Annotated in this window: 17 protein-coding genes; 6 read left to right on the top strand and 11 right to left on the bottom strand. The window is 40.3% G+C overall.

The features are described from left to right. The first annotated feature begins 13 nt into the window (after nt 1-13). Nucleotides 14-2,596, top strand: a complete 2,583-nt coding sequence (locus HMPREF9455_RS01630; protein WP_006797824.1) for an alpha-L-arabinofuranosidase C-terminal domain-containing protein — start codon at nt 14-16, stop codon at nt 2,594-2,596. A 587-nt stretch (nt 2,597-3,183) separates the two neighbouring features. Continuing rightward, the gene (locus HMPREF9455_RS01625; RefSeq protein ID WP_006797822.1) at nt 3,184-5,556 is read left to right on the top strand and encodes a glycoside hydrolase family 127 protein; all 2,373 of its coding nucleotides are present in this window, start codon (nt 3,184-3,186) and stop codon (nt 5,554-5,556) included. A gap of 58 nt (nt 5,557-5,614) precedes the next feature. On the opposite strand, the gene HMPREF9455_RS01620 is transcribed toward HMPREF9455_RS01625, so the two are convergent. The 3 genes from HMPREF9455_RS01620 to HMPREF9455_RS01605 all read right to left on the bottom strand — a co-directional run bounded on the left by HMPREF9455_RS01620 (nt 5,615) and on the right by HMPREF9455_RS01605 (nt 9,754). After that, complete coding sequence (locus HMPREF9455_RS01620; protein WP_006797821.1) at nt 5,615-7,969, bottom strand: sodium-translocating pyrophosphatase; 2,355 nt, start codon at nt 7,967-7,969, stop codon at nt 5,615-5,617. Nucleotides 7,970-8,369: 400 nt separating this feature from the next. Continuing rightward, nucleotides 8,370-8,864 (bottom strand): GNAT family N-acetyltransferase, encoded by a 495-nt coding sequence (locus HMPREF9455_RS01610; RefSeq protein WP_006797819.1) that lies wholly within the window; start codon nt 8,862-8,864, stop codon nt 8,370-8,372. Then, complete coding sequence (locus HMPREF9455_RS01605) at nt 8,864-9,754, bottom strand: hypothetical protein (RefSeq protein WP_006797818.1); 891 nt, start codon at nt 9,752-9,754, stop codon at nt 8,864-8,866. The genes HMPREF9455_RS01610 and HMPREF9455_RS01605 overlap by 1 nt, the downstream gene beginning before the upstream one ends. 242 nt (nt 9,755-9,996) lie before the next feature. Here HMPREF9455_RS01605 and mdh point away from each other — a divergent pair, with 242 nt between their 5' ends. Together mdh and HMPREF9455_RS01595 are read left to right on the top strand one after the other, a co-directional pair. Then, nucleotides 9,997-10,938: a malate dehydrogenase gene (mdh, locus tag HMPREF9455_RS01600; RefSeq protein WP_006797817.1), complete on the top strand. Its 942-nt coding sequence runs from the start codon at nt 9,997-9,999 to the stop codon at nt 10,936-10,938. A gap of 398 nt (nt 10,939-11,336) precedes the next feature. After that, entirely contained in the window at nt 11,337-11,909 is a 573-nt protein-coding gene (locus tag HMPREF9455_RS01595) for a hypothetical protein (protein ID WP_044215319.1), read from the top strand. Between the two features lie 73 nt (nt 11,910-11,982). On the opposite strand, the gene ilvC is transcribed toward HMPREF9455_RS01595, so the two are convergent. From ilvC to ilvD, 6 genes are all read right to left on the bottom strand, one after another. Next, nucleotides 11,983-13,029 (bottom strand): ketol-acid reductoisomerase, encoded by a 1,047-nt coding sequence (ilvC, locus tag HMPREF9455_RS01590; RefSeq protein WP_006797815.1) that lies wholly within the window; start codon nt 13,027-13,029, stop codon nt 11,983-11,985. A gap of 56 nt (nt 13,030-13,085) precedes the next feature. Further along, nucleotides 13,086-13,820, bottom strand: coding sequence for an acyl-[acyl-carrier-protein] thioesterase (locus HMPREF9455_RS01585; protein WP_148401818.1), 735 nt, complete (start codon nt 13,818-13,820; stop codon nt 13,086-13,088). Between the two features lie 70 nt (nt 13,821-13,890). Then, complete coding sequence (gene ilvN / locus HMPREF9455_RS01580) at nt 13,891-14,442, bottom strand: acetolactate synthase small subunit (RefSeq protein ID WP_006797813.1); 552 nt, start codon at nt 14,440-14,442, stop codon at nt 13,891-13,893. A 95-nt stretch (nt 14,443-14,537) separates the two neighbouring features. Further along, on the bottom strand, nt 14,538-16,244 hold the full coding sequence (gene ilvB / locus HMPREF9455_RS01575; RefSeq protein WP_395858083.1) for a biosynthetic-type acetolactate synthase large subunit: 1,707 nt from the start codon (nt 16,242-16,244) through the stop codon (nt 14,538-14,540). Nucleotides 16,245-16,294: 50 nt separating this feature from the next. Next, complete coding sequence (locus HMPREF9455_RS01570; RefSeq protein WP_006797811.1) at nt 16,295-17,269, bottom strand: glycosyltransferase family 8 protein; 975 nt, start codon at nt 17,267-17,269, stop codon at nt 16,295-16,297. A 23-nt stretch (nt 17,270-17,292) separates the two neighbouring features. Further along, the gene (gene ilvD, locus HMPREF9455_RS01565) at nt 17,293-19,125 is read right to left on the bottom strand and encodes a dihydroxy-acid dehydratase (protein WP_006797810.1); all 1,833 of its coding nucleotides are present in this window, start codon (nt 19,123-19,125) and stop codon (nt 17,293-17,295) included. Nucleotides 19,126-19,668: 543 nt separating this feature from the next. Here ilvD and HMPREF9455_RS01560 point away from each other — a divergent pair. Together HMPREF9455_RS01560 and HMPREF9455_RS01555 are read left to right on the top strand one after the other, a co-directional pair. Then, nucleotides 19,669-19,944, top strand: a complete 276-nt coding sequence (locus tag HMPREF9455_RS01560) for a hypothetical protein (RefSeq protein ID WP_006797809.1) — start codon at nt 19,669-19,671, stop codon at nt 19,942-19,944. 166 nt (nt 19,945-20,110) lie between these two features. After that, complete coding sequence (locus HMPREF9455_RS01555; protein ID WP_006797808.1) at nt 20,111-20,872, top strand: SGNH/GDSL hydrolase family protein; 762 nt, start codon at nt 20,111-20,113, stop codon at nt 20,870-20,872. 60 nt (nt 20,873-20,932) lie between these two features. On the opposite strand, the gene HMPREF9455_RS01550 is transcribed toward HMPREF9455_RS01555, so the two are convergent. Beyond that, nucleotides 20,933-22,525, bottom strand: a complete 1,593-nt coding sequence (locus HMPREF9455_RS01550) for a glycoside hydrolase family 43 protein (protein WP_006797807.1) — start codon at nt 22,523-22,525, stop codon at nt 20,933-20,935. Between the two features lie 568 nt (nt 22,526-23,093). After that, nucleotides 23,094-25,298: a beta-glucosidase family protein gene (locus tag HMPREF9455_RS01545; RefSeq protein ID WP_006797806.1), complete on the bottom strand. Its 2,205-nt coding sequence runs from the start codon at nt 25,296-25,298 to the stop codon at nt 23,094-23,096. Between the last annotated feature and the right edge of the window lie 713 nt (nt 25,299-26,011).

The following is a 26,011-nucleotide window of genomic DNA, read 5'->3' as shown; positions in this document are numbered from 1 at the left end:
AACGTACTTTAGAATGAAAAAATCAAGTATCTACCTCTTAATTATTTTACTCTTTATTCCTGTATTTAAAACAATTGCCAGTGAACCCACATCGGCTTATCTGTTCGCATACGCTACGGATAAGAATTCCAATCACAACGGCCTGCACTTCGCATGGAGTGTAGACAAGGAAAACTGGTTTTCGATAGGCCCCGAACACAGTTATGTAAAATGTGACTACGGACGCTGGGGCTCTGAGAAAAAGATGTTCTCTCCATTCCTCATTCAGTCTCCCGATGGCATGTGGCACTGCGTATGGAGCATGAACGAAAGAGACGGGGCGTTTGCCAGCGTTTCTTCTCCCGACCTTGTATATTGGGGACGGCAATCCTACCCTCTGGTCATGGAAAACGGGAATTGCCTTGCGCCTGAAATCACTTATGACAATGCAAGTAAGGTTTATACAGTCACTTGGTTAAGCTCAGACAAGCAAGCCTATGCCGTTACCACGAAAGACTTCAAAGATTACGGTTCTACAAAAAAAGTTGCGGGCATTGCCAATCTGCGCGAAACTGCAATTATATCCGGAAAAACTGAAACAGGGACACTGCACCAAGTATCATGGAAAGTGATTGACGGACTAATAAAAGCGCAGCAATTAGCCGCCTATAAAAGTATATTGAACGCCGAAAATTCAAGCACCGACAAAGAGCGTTTCGCTTCACTTAAATCTGTGGATGCAACCATCACTGTAGATGCTTCCAAGCCGAAAAAGATAAGCGACCTGCTATTGGGAATGTTCTTTGAAGATATAAACTATGCTGCCGACGGAGGTCTTTATGCGGAACTTGTTCAGAACAGGGGTTTCGAATATGCCCTGAGCGATAAGGAAGGTCGTGACAAAGACTGGAACAGCTACAAAGCATGGAGTGTATCCGGCGATCAGGCTGTATTTACAATTGATTCCGTATCTCCTATCCATCCCAATAACAAGCATTATGCCGTGCTTCAGGTCAACCAAATAGGAGCCGGACTGGCAAATGAAGGATTTGACGGTATCGCTGTAAAAGCCGGGGAGAAATATAATTTCTCGGTATTTGCACGCACGCCGGAAGCAAAAAAAGGAAAACTAACTGTAAGACTGACAGATAAGAACGGAAAAGTTTATGGAGAAGCTACCACAAAAGCTATCTCCAGCGATTGGAAAAAATACGATGCCGTAATAACCGTTAGCCAGACCATAGCAGATGCAAAACTGGAAGTCGTACCGCAAATGACCGGCAAGGTGGAACTGGATATGATTTCTCTTTTCCCTCAAAAAACGTTCAGAGGACACAAAAACGGACTGCGGGAAGACCTCGCTCAGGTTATCGCCGATATGCATCCTCGTTTTGTGCGCTTTCCGGGAGGTTGTGTGGCACATGGCGACGGGCTGGGCAATATATACCATTGGAAGAATACAATAGGCACACTCGAAAGCCGCAAGCCTCAACGAAACCTGTGGGGGTATCATCAGACAGCCGGATTGGGGTATTTCGAATACTTCCAATTCTGTGAGGATTTAGGTGCTGAGCCTGTTCCCGTAGTTGCGGCAGGCGTACCGTGCCAGAATTCGGCGCATCACGGTTGCTCTTTGGGTGGACAACAAGGGGGAATATCGATGAGCGAAATGGGAAATTATATACAGGATGTGCTAGACCTTATAGAATGGGCGAATGGCGATGTGAACACCACATGGGGTAAGAAACGTGCGGAGGCAGGGCATCCCAAACCGTTCAACCTGAAATATATCGGAATAGGGAACGAAGACATTATCTCCGATATTTTCGAGGAACGTTTCACTATGATATTCAATGCCGTAAAAGAAAAACATCCCGGAATAACTGTGATAGGCACAGTAGGGCCTTTCTATGAAGGGACAGACTATGTGGAAGGCTGGGGTATCGCCGATAAGTTACATATCCCGATGGTGGACGAGCATTATTACAATTCACCGGGATGGTATATCCACAATCAGGATTTTTACGACAAATACGACCGTTCGAAGTCAAAAGTGTATCTGGGAGAATATGCCGCACACCTTCCGGGCAGGCCGAATAATGTAGAAACAGCTTTGGCGGAAGCCCTTCATCTTGCCAATGTGGAACGTAACGGAGATATAGTAACAATGACTTCCTATGCACCACTACTGGCAAAAGAAGGACATACCCAATGGAATCCCGACCTGATATATTTCAATAATACAGAAGTAAAGCCGACTGTGGGCTATTATGTACAGAAACTGTACGGACAGCATTCGGGAGACGAATACCTGACGAGTAAGATAGAGCTTTCAGACAATAGGGATGATGTGCAGAAACGTATTGCAAAATCAATCGTGCGTGATAGCAAGACCGGAGATGTGATAGTGAAACTGGTGAATATGCTGCCTGTAGAAGTAAATGCAAAATTAGATCTGACAGGCATCAATATTACAAATCCGGTGGCTTCAAGAACTTTGCTGACAGGCGCACCTGACGATAAATCGGCCAAACCTGTATCAGATAGTTTCAATGCAGGCGATAACTGTAAATTACCCGCTTATTCTTTCACTGTGCTAAGGTTTAAGACAAATTAAAAAATTTATCTATATAGTGAGCTATTAGCCTTTGGCTGTTAGCTTATAGTTCTTTGAAAAAATAATTAGCAGATTTGTAAATTAGCATATTAGCAAATGAATGAAAAAGTGTAACCTTTGTTACCTTTTAACAAGTAATGAGTTTTAAGTAATAAGTTGGAAGTTATATGAGATACGAGTAGACAAGACACAGGATACAAGTTGTTAATCGTTAACTGACGAGATACTTCGCTCCACTCAGTATAACAATCAAATTATTAATTGTTCATTCTTAATTATTAATTGCTGTCCGTGTAACCTTTGTTACCTTTTAACTACATATGGTTAACGAATGCAAAAACAACAAGGTAAAAACACTGAAAAAACTGTCAGATGTGTCAGATTTTAACCAAACATGGTTAATAAATGAAAACAAGATAATAAGTTGCAAGTTACAGATTACGAGTTTTGTCGCTTCGCGCCGCTAACGGCTAAAAGCTATCAGCTAATAGCTAAAATATCTGTTACTTCTGTTACTTTTTAACAATATATCGCAAATAAAGGTTAATTCAATACAGGTTTCCTGGAATATTTAGTTAAAACATAAAATGAAAAGAATTTATATCATTACCGGGCTTATCGTCAGCACATTGTGTATGAATGCCCAGTTGAAACCAAAAGTAGAAACTTTTAGTTTGAAGGACGTAAGATTGCTGGATAGCCCGTTTAAGCACGCGGAAGACCTAGATAAACAATACCTGCTGGAACTGAAAGCCGATAGGCTCTTGTCCCCCTTCCTGCGTGAATCCGGGCTGACACCTAAAGCCGAGAGCTATACCAACTGGGAAAATACCGGACTCGACGGCCACATCGGTGGCCATTACCTCTCGGCATTGTCTCTGATGTATGCTTCGACAGGCGACAAACAGATAAAAGAGCGTCTCGACTATATGGTTAGTGAACTGAAACGTTGTCAGGATGCCAACGACAACGGTTATATAGGCGGTGTTCCGGGAGGAAAAGCTATCTGGGAAGAAGTCGCAAACGGAAATATCAGAGCCGGAGGTTTTGACCTTAATGGCAAATGGGTTCCATTATATAATATCCATAAGACCTATGCCGGACTGCGTGATGCTTACCTCTATGCAAATAGCGATATGGCAAAGGAGATGCTGATAAAAATGACCGATTGGGCGATCAATCTGGTGTCGAAACTATCGGAAGAACAGATACAGGATATGCTTCGCAGTGAACATGGCGGACTGAATGAGACATTCGCCGATGTAGCCGCGATAACAGGCGATAAGAAATACCTGAAACTGGCGCATCAGTTTTCACATCAATTGGTGCTTAATCCCCTGCTCAACCATGAAGATAAACTGACCGGGATGCATGCCAATACACAAATACCAAAGGTGCTTGGATTTAAACGCATAGCCGATGTGGAAGGTAACGAATCGTGGTCGGAAGCTTCACGCTTCTTCTGGGAAACGGTTGTGGAACATCGTTCGGTAAGTATCGGAGGCAACAGTGTGGGAGAACATTTCAACCCGACGAATGATTTTTCGAGAGTGATAAAGAGTATCGAAGGCCCTGAAACATGTAATACATACAATATGTTGCGCCTGTCGAAAATGCTTTATCAAACGTCTCAGGATGAAAAGTATATGGACTATTATGAACGGGCATTATACAACCATATCCTTTCTACCCAGAATCCCGAACAGGGTGGATTTGTTTATTTTACCCAGATGCGTCCGGGGCACTACCGTGTATATTCCCAACCTCAGACAAGTTTCTGGTGCTGTGTAGGTTCCGGGATAGAAAATCATGCCAAATACGGAGAGATGATCTATGCCCATACCGATAATGAATTGTATGTGAATCTGTTCATCCCTTCCCGCTTGAATTGGAAAGAGAAAAAGACCGAGATTATACAAGAAAATTCATTTCCCGACGAGGCTAAAACCCAACTGATTATTAACCCTGAAAAAACGGCAGCTTTCACCTTAAAGCTACGTTATCCGGTATGGGTAAAGAAATGGGGGCTAAAAGTGAGCGTCAACGGTAAAGATTATCCGGTATCGCAAGACCCGGCCAGTTATATATCCATCGACCGTAAATGGAAAAAGGGAGATAAGGTAGTAGTGGAAATGCCTATGCGGATAACGGTAGAGCAATTGCCGGATAAATCGAATTATTACTCTATTTTCTATGGCCCTGTTACCCTTGCCGCAAAGACAGGAACCGAAGATATGACGGGATTGTTTGCCGACGACAGCCGGGGCGGACACATTGCTCACGGCAGGCAAATACCAATGAAAGATATGCCGATTATCGTGAGTGATCCGGCTAGAATAGCCTCGTTAGTAAAACCTGTACAAGGAAAACCACTGACATTCCATCTTTCGGGACTATATCCTGATAAATATGCGTCAGGGCTGGAACTTATACCGTTCTTCCGTCTGCACGAGTCGCGTTATATCATCTACTGGCCACAGGCAACAGCCGAAGGAGTGAAAGAGATACAGCAGAAAATAGAAGACGAGGAAAGGGAAAGAATCAAGCTGGATGGTATCACAGCCGACAAGGTAGTATGCGGAGAACAACAACCCGAATCGGATCACTTTATACAATCAGACAAGTCGAATACTGGTTTTATAGAGGATATACACTGGCGTGAAGCAAGGGGCTGGTTCAGTTATCAGTTGAAGAATACAGGCAAGAATGCTAATTATTTGTATCTGAAATATTTTGATCGTGACCAGAACCGTAATTTTGACGTTTTTGTAAATGGTCGGAAAGTGGCTTCACTGAGTCTGAACGGTGATGGAGGAGATAACCTCTTTACTTCTACATATCCTGTTCCCGAAAGTGAAAAAGGCAAGGAAATACTCGAAGTAAAAATCATGGCTGCAACAAATAGTGTGACAACCAAAATAGCAGAAGTGAGGGTATTATCTGAGGACTATAAGCACTGAAAATTATCAATGGAGAATGAAGGGTAAATCCTTATCCTTCATTCTCCATCACTTATATTTATTGCTTTACAATTCTCATTGAATAAAATGAACGGTAAATAAAGACTAACGCCACGGCAAGGAATACCAATCCAATCCATTTGCAATAGTCGGGAATCTCAATCGCAATCTCTACAGCGAGCAATCCAAATAATGTTGAGAATTTTATGATAGGATTCAACGAAACCGACGATGTGTCTTTATACGGGTCGCCGACAGTGTCGCCAACTACTGTGGCAGCATGCAAGTCGGTATTACGCTCCTTCAATTCCACTTCGACTATTTTCTTGGCATTATCCCATGCTCCTCCTGCGTTTGCCATATAGATGGCCTGGAATAAGCCGAATACAGCAATGGATATGAGATATGCTACAAAGAAGTTAGGATCGATAAAGGCAAAGGCCATAGTGATGAATAACAAGGCAAGGAAAATATTCCACATACCCACCTGAGCATACTGGGTGCAGATCTTCACAACCGCTTTAGAATCCTCTATATCAGCCTCTTCCTTATTAAGATTGATATGCTTCTTTATATACTCTACTGCACGGTATGCACCCGTAGTAACAGCCTGCATAGAAGCGCCAGAGAACCAGTAGACAACGGAACCTCCGCAGATGAAACCCAGTAGTACAGGAGCGGCAATAAGGTCGATGTTCAGCAATCCGAGTTTTTCCAGCACCAGAATAATTGAGAATATCATTGTGGTAGCCCCGATCACGGCCGTACCGATAAGTACGGGTTTGGCTGTAGCCTTAAATGTATTACCGGCCGAATCATTTTCTTCCAGGTACTCTTTCCCCTTCTCGAAGTCAGGTTCGAAACCAAAGTCTTTCTTCACTTCTGCCGATATGTTGGGTAAGTGTTCTATACGGGAGAGCTCGAATACCGATTGCGCGTTGTCCGTTACAGGCCCATAGCTGTCTACCGCAATAGTAACCGGCCCCATTCCCAGCAAGCCGAAAGCTACCAGACCGAAGGCAAAGATAGAAGGGTGAGACATCATACTTCCCAGGTCCTGTGTAGAGATAAAGTAAGCCACAGCCATCAGTAAGGCGATTGTAAGCCCTTTCCAGAATGCGCTGAAATTACCGGCTACCATACCCGAAAGGATATTCAGCGAAGCTCCTCCTTCACGGGAAGCTGTAACGACCTCTTTTACATGGCGGGACGACGAGCTTGTAAAAGCCTTCGTCAGTTCAGGGATCACAGCAGCGGCCAATGTACCGCAACTGATAATAGACGCCAGTTTCCACCATAAGCCATGCGGCATTTCTTTCAGTAGGAAGTAACTGGCAACATACGTTGCAGCAATAGACACGACAGATGTAATCCATATAAGGGCCGTAAGAGGCACTTCGAAGTTGAACTTTGTTGAGTTCTTATATTTAGCGGTAGCAATCCCCTGATTGATATAATAAGACAGGATGGAGGTAAACAGCATCATCAGGCGCATAACGAATATCCAAACTATAAAGGCAGCCTGGTATTCCACATTCAATACCGCCAGTATGATAAATGAGATCAAAGCTACACCAGTCACGCCGTATGTTTCGAAACCATCGGCTGTAGGTCCTACACTGTCGCCGGCATTATCTCCTGTACAGTCCGCTATTACGCCGGGATTACGGGGATCGTCCTCCTTAATATTGAATACGATCTTCATCAGATCGGCCCCGATATCGGCTATCTTGGTAAAGATACCTCCTGCTATGCGTAGTGCAGATGCACCGAGGGATTCACCAATCGCAAATCCCAGCAAACAAGCCCCGGCCATATCCCCGGGAACAAATAAGAGGATAACAAGCATCATTATGAGCTCTACAGTAATAAGCATCACACCGACACTCATTCCGGCTTTAAGCGGGATATTCACTACATCCCACGGACGTTTGCGCAAAGAGGCAAACGCTGTTCGCGAATTGGCCAGTGTATTGATACGGATGCCATACCAGGCCACGCCGTATGAACCGAGAATACCCAATATTGTCCAAAAGAGGACAAAAGCGAGAAACGTCCCCCTGCCAACTTCTCCTTTTGCTACGATTTCCGGATTAGACAAAAATCCGAAATAGATAAGCATTACTGCCGAGATAATCAGCAACAGATAGAAAAGAAACTTGCCCTGCTGCAACAGGTAGGTTTTACAAGTTTCAAAAATAGTCTTCGATACAGTGAGCATCGATTGATGTGCAGGTAGCTTCTTTATATTAAAATACTGCACCAAGCCAAATGCAATGCCGAGTAACAGAATTAAAAGGCCCCAAAGCAGGAGGTTATAACCACTTCCTAAATCAGGGACTTTTAAGTCTGCTTCACTAGCCATCAGGCTCAACGGAAATAAAATGAGAGATAGGGCTAAAAGTTTCTTCATGCGTATTAATTTTTTGATTAATATTCGGTATTATCAGATTGTTAACAAATGCAACAAAATTATGATAAAACAGATAGTATCTACTATATATGCTGATATACTTACTTTGTTTTATGATTTTATCGCTCTTGTTATTAAAGTTAACATGGCAAATATAGCATAATTATTAACAAATATTATATCCCGGCATATTTTTTATCGAAATAGTTCGAAACATAATTCGCCGGTTTCGTAAAAAAATGAAATAACTGATATAAAATGATTATTATGAGATCTTTATTAGTTCAAAAAATATATGAATACAATGTAGTCCGCCAGACGAGAGAAACCCAGCATTTACTTCAGCAAGCATATATTATTTGTTGAATTAAAAACAGATAGAGAGGAAAAATTGTTCTGCTCAGATCTTTTTATTCATCACGTAATCTTCCATAAGGAAACCATTACCAATGTCTATATCTTCGCTTTTAATCACTTCAAAGCCCAAACGTTTGTAGAAATCAATGGCTTTATTAAAGCGGTTTACATTCAATGACAATTCTGCATTGCCATATTCCTTTGCTATCCTCCCGACAGCATCAATAAAGAGACGGCCTACCCCTTTTCCCTGCAAAGACGGCAGTACATATATCTTATGAATCTTTGTTATATCAGCATCCTTATAATCGAACTCATAAGAAACATAGCCTAAATACTCTCCATTCTCTTCTGCCAAAAGATAATGATGCCCTAACACCTCTATTTGTTCCTCCAGAGCTGATGTACTGTACATCATATCCATCATGTATCTGATCTGGTCAGATGTGAGAATATTTGCGAATGTAGGAGGCCATATCCTGTCGGCAAGAGACTGGATAATAAAAAGATGATCCTTCCATACTTCTATAATTTTCATTAATCTTCCAAAGTAAAGGATTTCATTCCGATACGACTTCCATCTGCAAATATATCAACCCGATAGGTACCCGGCATCAGGTATTCTTCGACATTCCAATACATGGTTACTCCAACCTCTTCACCACCATATTCAATGATCTTCTTTATCGAGTAATTAATATCCTTGTTTTCGTATGGAAAAACATTAGTACGGCTTTTAGTCAGAACATCATTATCCGGTTTCATTATCCGCAGGTAAATTGTCCGTTCTCCTGGTTCGGCGGTTATATTCTTGGTAACAGTAAAGTTTATTATCAGTTGTTCTACTTTATTAATCTTTTTCTGCACTTTACCTTTACTATTAGTAGCCAGTACACTGATACCCGTAGCATCAAGCTTAGCCGCCAAAGTAACTTTTTCAGTCAGATTTTGCTTTTGTTGCGACACTTCATTCAATGTACGGGTAGCTTCCTGATATTTGTTAGTTATTTCACTTTTCTCTTTTCTTAAGCGTTCGTTAGCCTGATTCAAAGAGTCGATCTGAACGATATATGATTTCAGAATTTTGCGCAAACTGGCCAATTCATTATTCAATCTTGATATTTCAGCCTTATTATCCGCTTTTACAGTTTTCAACTCTTCCAGCAATCTCTGAACCTTAGCCTGCTCATTGGTCAGCTTTTGCAGCAAAGAATCGTTTTTGATATTCAGCTTAAAGCCTTCATACTGCATGGTGAGATTCTCATATTCATCTTCCAGTTGCTGTTTATTTAAGCTACTCTCCTCCTGCAACTCACTTATCTGTGTCTTCTGACTGAATATATAATATCCGGCTATACCCATTGCTACAAGTAGCAGGATTATTACAATTAATAATATCTTAGAATTGTTCTTTTGTTCCGTGCTCATAATTATGTTAAAATATTAAGCGACTACAAATATAGATGTTTTCAGCATATTGAGCAAAAGGATAAAAGGCTTTCGCTTTTTTTAATAATTCCTGATATTTTTGACGACCAAAATCTTCTTTATATCAGAATAAGCATGTACATTTGTTAGTCTTTTATGACATGAGACCTATAATATATAGGATATGCTTGACTATTTGAAATCTTGGAATCAATTTATTAATTTATTATAAAAGAAATATTATGTCTAAAGTAACAGTTGTAGGTGCCGGAAATGTGGGTGCTACATGTGCAAATGTACTTGCATTTAACGAAGTGGCAGATGAAGTAGTAATGCTGGATGTAAAAGAAGGCGTTTCGGAAGGTAAAGCAATAGATATGAACCAGACAGCCCAACTTTTGGGTTTCGACACACGTATCAAAGGCGTAACTAATGATTATGCTGCTACAGCTAATTCCGATGTTGTAGTTATAACTTCGGGTATACCACGCAAGCCGGGTATGACCAGAGAAGAGCTTATCGGAGTAAATGCCGGTATCGTAAAAAGTGTTGCTGAAAACATCCTTAAATATTCACCTAATGCTATCCTTGTCATCATATCCAACCCAATGGATACAATGACATATTTGGCGTCTAAAGTTACAGGCCTGCCTAAAAACCGCGTTATAGGTATGGGTGGAGCACTAGACAGTTCCCGCTTCAAATTCTATCTGAGCGAAGCCTTGGGTTGTAATCCTAATGAAGTGGAAGGTATGGTAATCGGTGGACATGGTGACACTACAATGATTCCTGTTACACGTCTGGCCACATACAAAGGCATTCCGGTTTCAGAGTTCCTATCAAAAGAAGTTCTGGATAAAGTAGTTGCCGATACAATGGTCGGTGGCGCAACATTAACCGGCTTACTGGGTACTTCTGCATGGTATGCACCGGGAGCAGCAGGAGCATATGTTGTGGAATCTATCATTCATGACCAGAAGAAAGTAATTCCTTGTTGTGTTACATTAGAAGGTGAATATGGTCAAAATGATATATGTATAGGCGTTCCGGTAGTTTTGGGAAAGAACGGTTGGGAGAAAATTATTGACCTGAAACTGACTGCTGATGAAAAAGAGAAATTCGAAGCTTCAGCTGCCGCTGTTCACAAAACAAATGTTGTTTTGAAAGAAATCAATGCGATTTAACAAATCATATAAATTAAAATTGTAGAAGGCATGTATCCGGCTCGGATACATGCTTTCTTTTTATATATGATACAAATAAAGGTTTTTTGATTAGAAAAATTTTTATTTTATAAATAACTTTCATACTTTTGTAAACGATTTTTAGTCATTTTAAGAGAAATTGTATATGCTTACAATCTTTTTATTTTGAATAAAATGAATTACTTAGAGACAAATAAATATAAGCCCAGGTTATATTTTAACACAGAAAGATTTGGGTAAAAGAGGGATTTTCTAGTTTTAGAAAATGGTATTGGAAAACCTATATGGATATAGGTCGTGATATATTGGGGCAGTGCAATATAGAATGTTGAATAGGAATATATCCTTAGTAACATATGGAATACAACACCACTTTAATGAAATCATTTAAACTTAAAACGTTTAATATAAAAGCTTTAACTATCAGTATATTATTGATACTTTCAGTTTTTTTATCAGCCATTATCTACTTTTCTAATACTCTGATTGATAATGGAATTGACTCGCTCCTCATAATTGTGATTCCGGTCTTGATATTATCGGTTGTCCTCTTATTGAAAAAAGCTTTCGTTAAAACATTTACGGTTAACATTTCCAGTGCAAGCCTGTCTGTCATTCATAAAGATAAAGTAATCTATTCCACTCTTTTGAATGAGATCGTGATGTTTAAATACGTCCGAAAAGAAAATACAGATACTTTACTATTCTTTGCGACAAACAATCAGCAAGCAACATTCAGCATAGAATGTACAGATCAACGCAAACGGTTTAGAAAAATAGTAGACACTTTAAACAGTTTCGGAAATTATACTGTAAATATCCAAAGTGATGAAATCAGCACCCTATGGACTGATTACATAAATAAAGATATTGTTGCAAAAGAAGTTGTGATAAGGAAAAAAGCGCTGCAATATTATCGTCAGGTGCCATTACACCAGTTCTCTAATTAAATTGTAACTCTATCTATAAAAGAAAAAGGCTGAATTTTAATAAATTCAGCCTTTTATTATAGAATAGTTTATCTTAATTATTCTCCGGTCTCAATTTTCTTACAACTGCTCCCGTTCTCCACATTTCACTTTCGCGAAGAGCTTTCAATTCTTCTTCCAGTTTTTCACGGTAATCAGGTTTTGAATTAGTATCAATTGAGCGTTGAGCTTCATTTCCACAAGCTACTTCTTTGTATAATTTTTCAAAGACAGGTTTTGACGCATCGTGGAATGGTCCCATCCAGTCTAGTGCACCACGCTGAGCTGTAGTAGAACAGTTTGCATACATCCAGTCCATACCTTTTTCTGCAAATAAAGGCATCAGAGACTGAGTTAGCTCTTCTACAGTTTCGTTAAATGCTTCTGACGGAGAGTGTCCGTTTTCGCGTAGTACTTCATATTGAGCAAGCAGAATACCTTGGATAGCACCCATCAATGTTCCACGCTCACCTGTGAGGTCAGAATATACTTCACGTTTGAAATCTGTCTCAAACAAATATCCTGAACCAACACCAATACCAAGAGCGATTACACGTTCTTTAGCACGGCCTGTCGCATCCTGGAAGATAGCATAACTTGAGTTCAAACCACGACCTTCAAGGAACATACGGCGAAGGCTTGTTCCCGAACCTTTAGGAGCAACAAGAATAACATCCACATCGGCCGGAGGGATAATACCTGTGCGCTCTTTATATGTGATACCGAATCCGTGAGAGAAATACAAAGCCTTACCGGCTGTCAGATATGGTTTCAGACGAGGCCATACTTCTATCTGTGCAGCATCTGACAACAGATATTGAATAATTGTACCTTTTTCGGCAGCTTCTTCAATATCGAACAAAGTTTCGCCTGGAACCCAACCGTCAGCGATAGCTTTTTCCCATGTTTTACCACCTTTGCGTTGACCAATGATTACATTGAATCCATTATCGCGAAGATTCAATGCTTGTCCCGGACCTTGTACACCGTAACCGATAACTGCGATGGTTTCATTTTTCAATACTTCTCTTGCTTTTTCCAATGGAAATTCATCGCGGGTGGCTACTTGTTCTACAACGCCGCCAAAATTCATTTCTGCCATTTTTGTTTTTGTTTAATTAATTAAAGAACTTGTTATTTATTATAATTATTATGTCATTAATCCCAAATGATTCTCGTAGAACAGACCGTCATATCTCCGTCTTTCATTTCAAGTACAAATATATTATCTTTCTCAGTTCGCTTAAGAATATCGAGCTTTGTTCCATAACGGCCTTCCGAAATATAGTTTATCTCTATACGGCGAATTTCTTTTTCCCTGAACATATCAATATCGAATACATCTACAAAGTGTTCAATATATTTCATGCTATTCAGATGTTTGTTTATATCGACATCGCTATATTTAACGACAAAATCAGTGGCAACCTCATAATCATCTTTCAATGCCGGTATTTTAGTCATTCCCTCTATCGGATTTTCCTTTTCGGCGATATAATCGGACAATCCATCCAATTCCAAAACATTCGTCGGTTTGCGGGTCTCCAGATCAATAGATGCCCAAAGCGATTTTGCAAAGCCGATCTCCCTACCCTGTTCGTCCTCAAATGAGAAATGCCGTTCGGTAAACAGTCTGTTAACACTGGCCACCCATGTTTTGAGCACCATTACCGTATCGTTTTTCGGATATTCAAATACTTCAATTGCTATACGGGAAAGCACCCAAACCCGTTGCTGGGATGTCATTGCTGAATAGCCGAATCCACGTTCTTCTGCATGCTTTGTGGCTGCCTGAAGCATAAATCCGCCGATCATCGGCAATGTAGCTTTTCCTCTGAAATCTGTTAAGTACGCATCAATTCCGAATTCGTATCGGCCAATAGGAGTCATCATGTTATAAGTATATGAGTTAGTATTAAGTTAATAACGATTTGTAAAAATACTCAAATCTGTTAACAACTCATTACTTATCCACTTCGTATTTTTTATCCAGTTCGGCCAGCATATCACTAAGCCGCTCTATTTTGGATTTGGTGATCGCCACTCGCCCTGAACGGATAAACTGTAATACCCCTATCGTTTTACTCAATTCCTCAAACAGATCCTGCGTTTCCTGATAATGTCCGGTTTTCTCCAAAACCACACTATTTTCATTGATATCGAGGATACGCGCATTGTATCTCCTGATAAGACCTTCCACCGACTCTATTTTCAAGAAATCGGGAGTGGAAAGTTTGTAGAGGGCAATCTCCTGATGTATCAGCTCATCATTAGTATTATAATACGATTTCAGAACATCGACACGTTTATCGACTTGCAGAACAACTTTCTTTATCATCTCTTCATCGCAGAAAACAGTGATCGTAAACTTGTGTATTCCTTTCAATGCTGACGGCGATACAGAAAGAGTTTCTATATTCAGCTGGCGACGGGTAAATACGCTGGTTACCTGACTGAGCAGCCCGACTGTATTTTCCGAAAAAATGGTTACTGTATATAATGTTTTATCTTGCATAATTTTTAATTTGAAAATTAGCGTATTAGCATATTAGCAAATGTTATATCTCTTATTCATTTTCGAATTTGCTAATATCCGAATTTGCTAATTGATTATTCATTTCCCAATAATATATTTGTCACACATGTGCCAGCCGGAACCATCGGATATACCATACCCTTAGCCTCAACCTGTACATCCAGCAAATAAGAACCTTTGTGGCTCAGCATGTCCGCTATAGCTTTATCCAGCTCTTCTCTTGTATCCACCTTTTTAGCCGGAATATTATATGCCTCAGCTATTTTTACAAAATCAGGATTTTTCATTACTGTTTCGGAATACCGTTCGTCAAAGAAAAGTTCCTGCCACTGGCGTACCATTCCCAAAAAGTGATTATTCAAAATTACGATTTTAACGTCGATGCCTGTTTGCATGATAGTGCCTAGCTCCTGTATAGTCATTTGTATACCTCCATCGCCCACGAACAAACATACCGTACGGTCCGGTGCACCGTATTTAGCTCCGATAGCTGCCGGAAGCCCAAACCCCATTGTACCCAGTCCGCCGGAAGTAACCACGCTACGGCTACGATTGTATTTGAAATAGCGAACACCCATCATCTGGTGCTGGCCTACATCTGTAACAAGTACCGCATCATTATTCGTAGCCTCCGATACTTTATTTATAACTTCTCCCATTTTCAGTTTTCCTGATTCGGGATGTAGTTCATCTTTGATAACAAAGTTATATTCCTCATCGTCGCAAGCCCTGAACTCAGCCAGCCATTCCGGAAATCGATTCCCTTTAAGTTTCTCTGTAACTTTGGGCAGAGAGTCTTTTACATCACCCAATACACGGGCAGTTACAGTCACATTCTTATTTATTTCTGCCTTATCTATATCGAAGTGTATAATCTTTGCCTGTTTGGCATATGTCTTCAAATCTCCGGTTACACGGTCGTCGAAACGCATACCGATGGCAATCAGCACATCACACTCATTCGTCTTACGATTAGGCCCTATATTACCATGCATACCCAACATTCCTACATGTTGCGGATGATCGGATGGTATGGCCGAAAGTCCCAATACTGTGGATGCAGCAGGAACACCTGATTTTTCAAGAAAAGCAAGGAGTTCTTTTTCTGCATTTCCCAAAATAACACCCTGACCTACCAAAGCCAAAGGCTTCTTTGCTTCGTTTATTATTTGTACTGCAGCTTCTATTTCAGCATCTTTAACATCGGGTTTTGGCTGATAACTACGAATAAAGATTTCCTTATTATATGCATAATTTTCGACTTTTCCAGCCTGAGCATCTTTGGTAATATCGAGTACTACCGGACCCGGGCGACCTGTAGAAGCTATATAAAATGCTCTTGCAACTGCCCAAGCTATATCTTCGGGGCGGCGTATCTGATACGACCATTTCGAAATAGGCTGGGTGATACCCACAACATCTGCTTCCTGAAAAGCGTCACTACCCAAAAGGGAAGAAACAACCTGACCGGATATTACAACCATAGGCGTACTATCGAGCATAGCATCGGCTATACCTGTAACTGCGTTCGTGGCTCCGGGCCCGGATGTCACAAGAGCCACTCCAACTTTGCCCGAAGTGCGTGCATAACCTTGCGCCGCGTGCGTTGCCCCCTGTTCGTGACGAACAAGAATATGATTTATCTCTTTTTTGAAATCGTATAAGCAATCGAATACGGGCATAATAGCACCTCCCGGATATCCGAATATAGTATCTACCCCTTCATTTATCAAAGAACGGATAAGGGCTTCACTTCCTGTTATTTTTGTATCCATAATCATATATATTATACTCTATCATTTACTGAATTAATCCAAAATTATATAAGCCGTTATTTGAATTCATATCCATAATCTTTGGTGTTCCTCACCACCCTTAAATACTTTTTCGGCTCTTTCAATCCTAAGGCATACAAAACTGCCCTCTTATAACATTTTATTTTTTTTGATAGCGATTCATTATTGTTCCATATTAATGGGACTTTTCTCCAGGGAGACAATTTCTTATACTTCAGAAACTCCTTTTTCAAAGGATGCTCACATGTCATTATCCATGGTTTATCAGGAGATGTATAATGAATGATCACCGGAGTTTTCATCGCCTCATCAATCTCGTTCTGATATTGATAAAAATCGTGCCTCATACGGAAAAAGTAAAAATCCAAAGCATTGTATTTTATAGGCAATGCCAGTTTAGAGTCATACAAAGTTCCATTGATAATATCCTGATCATGGTAGAGTAACCGTTCATGATTCTCATTATAGAAATTGATAAAATGCTCCATCAGGTTTTGTTCCCTCCAATATTTCAGATTTATCAACAGTACGCCTGCATTGACATACTTAAATGAATCGCTATATCCAAAGACCTCAAAAACATTGGCGTAAAACGTGCAATACATATCGGGAACTCCGGCAACAGCATAATTATCTATATCAGTATTCCATAGTGCGGATAAACTTTGAGATACGATAATATCACTATCCAGGTATAGTACTTTATTTATATCCCGGGGAAGTATATCAGCGATAAAAAGCCTCGAATATGAAGCAAGACTCAAATGGTCGAAACCATACAACGAAAAATTATATGATTCCAGGAATTCTGTCTTTATATCATAGAAGAAAAGCGAGGAATTCGGATACCGAAAAAGCACTAAAGACAATTCATCTTTGGATTTTTCACTAAGATCCATACCTATTATATAAAAAGTAACAGGTAAATCTCCGTTATTCTCCAATATAGAAATCATTGTTATACCACAAGGCATAATATAATTATTATCGATACAAAGAACAATATTCATTCCTATATTTTATTACGGATCTCTTATTCGATAATTCTTATTGCTCCCAAATCAGCCGAACTTACCATGCTCGCATAGGCTTTCAGTGCTTTGGATACATAACGCTCGCGATTTGGCTTAAAAGCATCCTTTCCTTTTGCCAATTCTTCCTGTCGTCGTGCTTCCAGTTCTGCATCAGAAAGCTTCACATTAATGGAACGTTTAGGAATATCTATTTCTATGATATCGCCACTACGAACCAGCCCTATGGCTCCGCCTGATGCAGCTTCGGGTGAAACGTGACCAATAGACAAGCCGGATGTACCTCCGGAGAACCGTCCATCTGTAATCAAAGCACATTCTTTACCCAAATGCTTAGATTTAATATAGGACGTCGGGTATAACATTTCCTGCATACCAGGTCCACCTTTCGGTCCTTCATATGTAATGATGACTACATCTCCGGCAACAACTTCACCTTTCAGAATACCTTCACATGCCGCATCCTGCGAATGAAATACTTTTGCAGTCCCCTTAAATTTGAAAATGCTTTCATCCACCCCCGCTGTTTTCACTACACATCCGTTCTGTGCAATATTCCCCTTCAGTATAGCAAGACCTCCGTCTTTGGTATAGGCATGTTCTACATTACGAATACATCCCGCTTCCCTGTCTATATCGAGTGTAGGAAAATAATTATCCTGAGACCCCATTACAAGATTAAAGCGATTACCGGGAGCCGATTTGTATGTAAGCTCCGCCTCTCTGGTTATAATTGTATTTTTTGTAATATCATATTTACTAATTGCTTGGGCAAGTGTAAGTCCATCTGCCCTTGAAACAGAACTATCTATCAACTTAGCTCTATCCAGTTCTTTCATTATGCCCAAAATACCTCCTGCACGGTTTACGTCCTGTATATGATATTTCTGTGTATTGGGAGCAACTTTGCAGAGGCAAGGTGTTTTACGGGACAATTTATCAATATCATCCATTGTGAAATCCACTTCGGCTTCCTGAGCAATAGCTAAAAGGTGAAGAATAGTATTTGTAGAACCTCCCATAGCTATGTCGAGTGTCATAGCATTAAGGAAAGCTGTTTTTGTTGCAATTTTACGAGGGAGAACCGACTCGTCTCCATCTCTGTAGTAACGATAGGCATTGGTAACGATTTGTTTTGCCGCATTTTTGAACAATTGCATGCGGTTGGCATGTGTGGCTACGATAGTACCATTGCCGGGCAGTGCTAATCCGATAGCTTCGTTCAGGCAGTTCATCGAATTTGCCGTAAACATACCCGAACAAGAACCACAAGTAGGGCAAGCAGCTTTTTCTATTAAACTTACTTCCCTATCGGAAACTGAATCATCGGCAGACTTTATCATGGCATCTATCAGGTCGAGCTGTTGGCCATCCATCTTTCCTGCTTCCATCGGTCCGCCTGAAACAAAAATTGCAGGAATATTCAGTCTCATGGCCGCCATCAGCATTCCGGGGGTAATCTTGTCGCAGTTGCTGATACAAATCATTGCATCGGCCTTATGTGCGTTTACCATATATTCTACGCTATCAGCTATCAGATCGCGCGAAGGGAGGGAATAGAGCATGCCATCATGTCCCATCGCAATACCATCATCGATAGCAATAGTATTAAATTCGGCAGCGAAACAACCTAACGCTTCTATTTCAGCTTTAACCTTTTGTCCTATTTCATGTAGATGAACATGTCCCGGTACAAACTGCGTAAATGAATTTACGATGGCAATTAATGGTTTTCCCATCTGTTCTTCCTTCATACCGTTTGCCCGCCATAGAGCTCTGGCTCCTGCCATGCGTCTACCTTGTGTACTTGTCGAACTTCTTAATTCAAATCCCATAACTTTCTTAATTTAGCCGTTAGCTCATCACCACAGGCTTATAGTTGTTTTTTAGTTTATTTATTATCCGGAATATTATAAAAAAGCCTTTCCCAAGAATGAGAAAGGCTATATTTTATTTATTCCTTATATTATCAAGCTAATATACACACCTTTCTCATTTATTCTGGCCGACGAGGAGAATATCAAGAATGAGGACATGTAAAAAGCAATTTGTCATAATTTCATATCAAAAAGTGAACACAAAGTTATAAACTTTTTTTTAAATACAAATTTTATCATCGTTTTTTTACTTCTTGGAGAAGAAGTTGTTTTAAATAGGACGAAAACAGGTTGCAATTTATATCAAAATATCCAATAAAGGTCCCAGAAATTGTAAAGATTATGTAAAATATTTGGAAATCTGCTTTTTAAGGTCTATGTTTATCCAAACAGATTATATAAATATTTTTAGAAGAAAGGGTGCGTATGAAAAGACTTCACTGCTAATTATTTTAAGAATCTAATTTCTTATAGTTTATAACAGATTAAAATTTGATTATTATGCAAAAATATGAGAAATACAAGGTAATACACAGGATTTCATACATCGTTTTCTTTTCTTATTTACTGATTCTGGCTGTGGGCGATTTTGACTTTGGAGAATATACAAGTTATATACCATATTTTATTGTTGTTCCATTCCTGATATATTGTGCGATAGCCATCTCTGTCAATATTCTTATCAGAAAAGCAAGGATAAAAAAATATTTGGATAAAAAGAAAGAGAAAGAGTTGAGATATAACAGAAAAGGGATACCTACATTATCTAATATTTAATTTATAAAGAGATTACCCACAAAGTAATCTCTTTTGATTTACCATCTCAATAATATCTGTACAAAGTTCATAGTATATTTCAGACATTCCCTATCAAACTTTTTTATACAAATCACTATATTTACATAGTAAATAAACAGATATACAAGACCCGTAAAATTCAGCTATGAAAAAGACTATACTTTCCATTCTTATAATCCTTACAGTAATAAATGCTACTCCTGCCCAAGATATAGCAAGGAAAGACAAAAAATTCCTATATATAGGTGACTCCATCACTGATGGCAACTGGGGCGGAGGTGATGCAAAACCCTCATCTGAACGTAATCATTGGGATCAAAACCATATTTTCGGCAGTGGCTATATGTATTTATGTGCAGCTTACTTTATGGGAACATTTCCGGAACAGGGATATGTATTTTATAACAGAGGAATTAGCGGAAACTCATTAGATGACCTCGAAAAACGATGGAAAGACGATGCTCTGGAAATAAATCCGGATATATTATCCATTCTTATCGGTACTAATGACATAGCCCGATATCTAAGCAATGGGACAAATAAAGACTTCGATCTGGCTGGTTGGGATACGAAATACCGTAACCTTCTGGATTTATCTTTAGAAAAGAATCCGAATCTTAAAATCGTATTATGTACACCTTTTGCTTATGAAACTGATAATCTGAATAAACAGGGGGCGTGGAATTTACGCCATCAACTACTTGGTGAATGCAGCGAGATTATAGAAAAGATTGCATCGGACTATAATGCAGTCCTTGTTCCGTTCGATAAATTATACGGCGACTTATTAGTCAGATATCCGAATGTTCCGGCAACTTATTGGCTTTGGGACGGTATACATCCTACTGCCGCCGCCCATAAACGAATGGCTGATATGTGGATAGAGAAAACAGCCGGTTTGTTTTGAAAAATAAAGGTGAGATTCAACAATTACAGAATCTCACTTTTATTTTTCGTTTGAATATGTCTATTCTTTCACCCGGTAATCGAACCAGTCGTAATACGCTTTTGCCTTACTGACTTTACCATTCGATGAAGCATACAATCCTATCATTACACCGGTGAAACCTCCCGCAACCTCGGTGCTCAGATAGCGGGTATCCAGTTTTCCCAATTCATTATAATCTCCATTCTCTGTTTCGGAACAAAAGAATGAATATTGCTGCGGAGCACCTTCAATTATAAATCTCACTTTATTGCCTTTAAGCACTTTTTCGGCTGCTATATAAGAAAGTGAACCTACCTGTACACGCAATTGAACGATATGCTGTCCTTTTACTTTTTTAAGGAACAAATCGTAATGGTGTGTATTGTTCTGGATAAGTGTGATTCCTGCTTCCTCATTTTCGGCAGAAGATTCAAATTCAAGAAGCGTCTCTGCTCTGAAGTCATGTTCTGTTTGCCTGCGCGCCACGAAAGATACAGCCTCGGTTTCATTCAATGTATATGGTGATGCACTGACTCTTAAGTGACCTTTCCTTTCGGTAAGAGAATAGTTTTCCCTTATAGGATTGCGTAGATACTGCCAGTCGAAGTCTAATTTTTCCTCATCAAAATTGGTTCGTACCGGAGCTTTCTTGAAAGGATGCAACGGCAATGTAGGTACGTTCATTCCCAGCGAAACAGTCCCATTCCCGTTCACCTGTGGCCACCCGCCTTTCGGCCAGTCTACAGGAGCAAGGAATGTTTCCCGCCCGAGTATATGATAATAGGAATATACCTGCGTAACCCTGAATCCGAGGAATACCATCCACCACGAGCCATCATTGGCTTGCACCAGGTCGGCATGTCCTACACCCTGTATCGGATTCCCCTGCCCTATCCTGTTTGCATGTGTAAGTATAGGATTTAGTGGGCATGATTCGTAAGGGCCAAGAAGATTTTTACTGCGTCCTATCGTTGCACTATGCATATATTCCGTACCGCCTTCGCCCAGTAGCAGGTAGTAAAACCCATCTTTCTTATAAATATGAGGAGCTTCTGGGAAACGTCCTCCGATACCTCCCCACACAAGATGCTCGGAACCGATCACTTTTCCTGTTTTCAGGTCTACTTCTGTCACTCTGATACCTTCATCACCTTGTGTGACGAAATAAGTTTTACCATCTTCGTCCCAAAAGATATCGGGGTCGATACTTTTTATATCTACCCATGTAGGCTCGCTCCACGGGCCGGCAGGATCAGTCGCCGTACAAAAGAAATTACCTCCGCCCGACACGTTTGTGCATATTACATAGAACAGCCCATCGTGATAACGCAAAGACGGGGCAAACAGCCCTCCCGAAGCTGGTGCCTTATATAACGGAAGTTGCGAATCACGGGTAAGGCAATGCCCTATCTGCTGCCAGTTAACAAGGTCTTTGCTATGATAAATAGGCAAACCCGGGAAATACTCGAAAGAAGAGGTAACCATATAAAAATCATCGTTCACCCGGCAAATACTGGGATCGGGATTAAATCCCCTTAGGATAGGATTTTTATAGCCTGACTGAGAGAATATCTGCATAGAACAGACGGTCAGCAAGCATAAAGTAAAAAATATTTTCAACATGTTTTTCATGGCATCAATTATTTAAGTTTTATAAAATATGTATTGGCTTATTTATATGTTCTATTTTCTTATGCTCCACTTCGTTGCGCTTAAACGTTCATTTTGGCATTGCCCAAAACGAACCAAAAGGCTAGCGCTCCGCTCCTCGGCGACCCAAAACCGTTTCGTCGGCTGAATCAAACAAACGGGCTATCGCCCCGTTTGATTCTACGCCGTCTGCAACGGATTGGGTACCCCGCCTGCGTCACTAATGCGCAAGGGCTGACGCACGTGGGGCTAAAGCCTGAAAAGACACAGTCCTGTCGCCGCATCGCGATAACGGCCTCATTCCGCAGGCGGGGTACCCAATCCGTAAAGCGGAGGTGTAGGGCAAAATAGGGTAGCTGCTATACACGGCTGATAATCCGGTAAAAGATGACTCCGTATTATTTTGCCCCACCGGAGCTGCGGTTTTGGGGCGCCGGAGGGATGCAGCCTTGATTTTTTGTTTCGTTTTGCATCAAGGCAAAATGAAAAACAAGCCGATAGGCGCGTTAGAAAAAATAGAACATTTTAATGCATCATTAACCTCTACCTGTTATTTTACCTGAACAGTTACCGAACTTTTCACATCGGCAGACGACGCTGCACAATGTAGTGTAAATTTATCCGATTCTACGATCCAACCGTGAGCTTTATCATCGAAGAAAGCCAAATCTTTCACAGGAACGGATAATTCTACGGTTTTGCTTTCACCTGCATTAAGAAATACTTTTTTGAATGCTTTCAGTTCTTTGGCAGGACGTTCCAAGGATGGTTTTGCCTGCGAGGCATATATCTGTACTGATTCCGAACCTGCTAAGTTTCCTTTATTGGACAGCGTAAAAGAAACTTTTATGACATCATCTTTTTCATATTCTTTCTTGTCGGCAGATACTTTCCCATATTCGAACGTAGTATATGACAATCCGTATCCAAACGGGAATAATGCCGGTATCTTCTTCGTATCATGCCAGCGATAGCCTACGAGTATATCTTCTTTGTATATCTGTGTGACGCTGTCGCCCGGATAAGAAATAGTCCCGAATGACATTGCTCCGTTGTCTTCCAATTTTCTTGGAATACTGAAAGGTAGTTTACCCGACGGATTTATATCACCTGCTATTATATTCGCTGTCGCATTACCTGCCTCCGAACCAAGATACCAAGACTGCATCAATGCGGATACTTTATCCAGCCATGGCATTGCCACGGCATTACCGCTAACAATCACGATACCCGTATTCTTATTCACTTTCAGTAAGTCTTCTATCAATTCATTTTGTCCGAAAGGAAGATCATAAGTGATGCGGTCGGCCCCTTCACAATCCTGCTGATAATTTTTGTTCAGCCCGCCGAAGAAAAGAACAACATCGGCATCCTTTACTAATGCCAGAGCCTCACGTTTCAATGAATCAGCATTATATGGTGACGGCACAAAATTATCATATACCGTTGGGCCGGAACCGTAGCCCATTGTATAGAATACTTTATCTGCACCATATTTATTTATCAACCCTTCGAGCGGCGAAACTTCTTTTTTCACTTTCAGTTCCGACGAACCACCTCCCACGGTAAGTGAACGTGTAGCGTTTTCGCCGATCACCACAATTTTATTATATCTGCCTTTTGCAATAGGGAAAAAGTTATTGGTGTTTTTCATCAAAACAATGCCTTCTTCGGCTACTTTACGGCTCACATCGGCGTGTTCCTTTGTGGCAAAGCTACCAAACGGACGTTTCCTTTCCATATTAGTCCGGAATGTCAGGCGAAGCACACGGCGTACTTTATCATCGAGAGTAGACATCGGCAATTCGCCGTTTTTCAGCATCTTCAGATAAGGCTGGGCCAGATAATAATTATCGTATGCGAAGCTCTCGCCCCAAGTCAGGCCGTTCGTCCATGTTCCCATTTCCACATCCAGTCCGTAAAGAGCAGCTTCCTTAGTATCATGGGCACTACCCCAGTCTGTAACAACAATGCCATCGTACCCCCACTCTCCTTTTAGTATCTTATTAATCAATATCTCGTGGTGACTGCAATACTGTCCTCTAAACTTGTTGTACGAGCCCATTACAGACCAGACTCCACCTTCCTGCACTCCGGCTTTAAATGCAGGCAAATAAATTTCATACAATGCCCTGTCACTTACTTCTACATCAATAACATTGCGCCATACTTCCTGATTATTGAGTGCAAAATGTTTCAGACATGCCGACACTCCATTCTGCTGCACACCTTTAATATAAGGTACCACCATTTTAGATGCCAGATAGGGGTCTTCACCCAAGTATTCGAAGTTGCGTCCGTTCATCGGAGTCCGGTAAATATTTACCCCCGGGCCCAATAGTATATCTTTTTTTCTGTAGCGGGCTTCTTCGCCTATAGCATTACCATATAATGAAGACAATTCCGGATTGAAAGTTGCGGCCAGACACGTCAGTGCAGGAAAGGCCGTGCACGAATCGTTTGTCCATCCGGCATGTGCCCATGTATCCCAATCTATTTCCATGCGTACGCCATGAGGGCCGTCGCTCATCCACAATTCGGGAATACCCAGACGGGGAACACCCGGTGTACTGAACTTAGACTGTGCATGGATAAAAGCGATCTTCTCTTCGAGAGTCATGCGTGATAAGGCATCCTCTATTCGAGTCTCTATAGGTTTACTATCGTCCAGATAAACCGGAGTAGCGTTTGTTTGTGCCTGCACGTTATTCATTAAGAAAAGGCTGAACAAACCGCAAATAAATGTTTTTTTCATGTTATGTAATATGTTTTTATTAAATTATGTTTTTTAATTCTGCCAGTTACTGATTAAAACAGTTTTCAGTCAATAGATAACAGTCAATAATAATACCTCGTTTAGTCGTAGCTTTTCCAAAAGGTAACAAAGGTTACACATATTTCAGCTTTTAGCTGATAGCCGTTAGCTTTAGCTATCGCATATATGGCTTTACAATTAGTAGTCATCAGTTAACAACTCGTATCTTGTATCTTGTTTACTCATAACTTTCTTCAAAAAGTTACAAAAGTTACACATTTTACAATTTTTTCCACTTGTTACCTTTTCCGTTCTTGTTAGGTATGTCCTTGTAACTCCCACTAGCTACTATACGGGTGACTATCCTGTATAAAATGCAAAAAGTAACAAAGGTTACAACCTTTTCAGTTAACAGTTAACAATGAATACCTCTTTATATTTAATACTTATTACTTGTAAAAGGTAACACATGTAACACAGTTTCCAATTAATATTAGTAACAATAAAAAAATAACTTGGAGTTTTTAGTTTTTTATTTGATATGCAAGCATATCTTGAAATATTTAAACCACATAGTAAAAGGAGTAACACGGAGTTTTCCTTTATATGAACAAATAGACCATATTATTTTTTAATCATTACTTAATTCAACTTTTACTACTTACTACTAAAAACCAACAACTTGTTAAAAGGTAACAAAAGTAACACCTTTC

Origin of the sequence: Dysgonomonas gadei ATCC BAA-286 (genome assembly GCF_000213555.1) — a bacterium.
Lineage (GTDB): Bacteria > Bacteroidota > Bacteroidia > Bacteroidales > Dysgonomonadaceae > Dysgonomonas > Dysgonomonas gadei.
The sequence above is the reverse complement of the archived record's forward strand: the minus strand, read 5'-3'. Positions and strand labels throughout refer to the sequence as shown.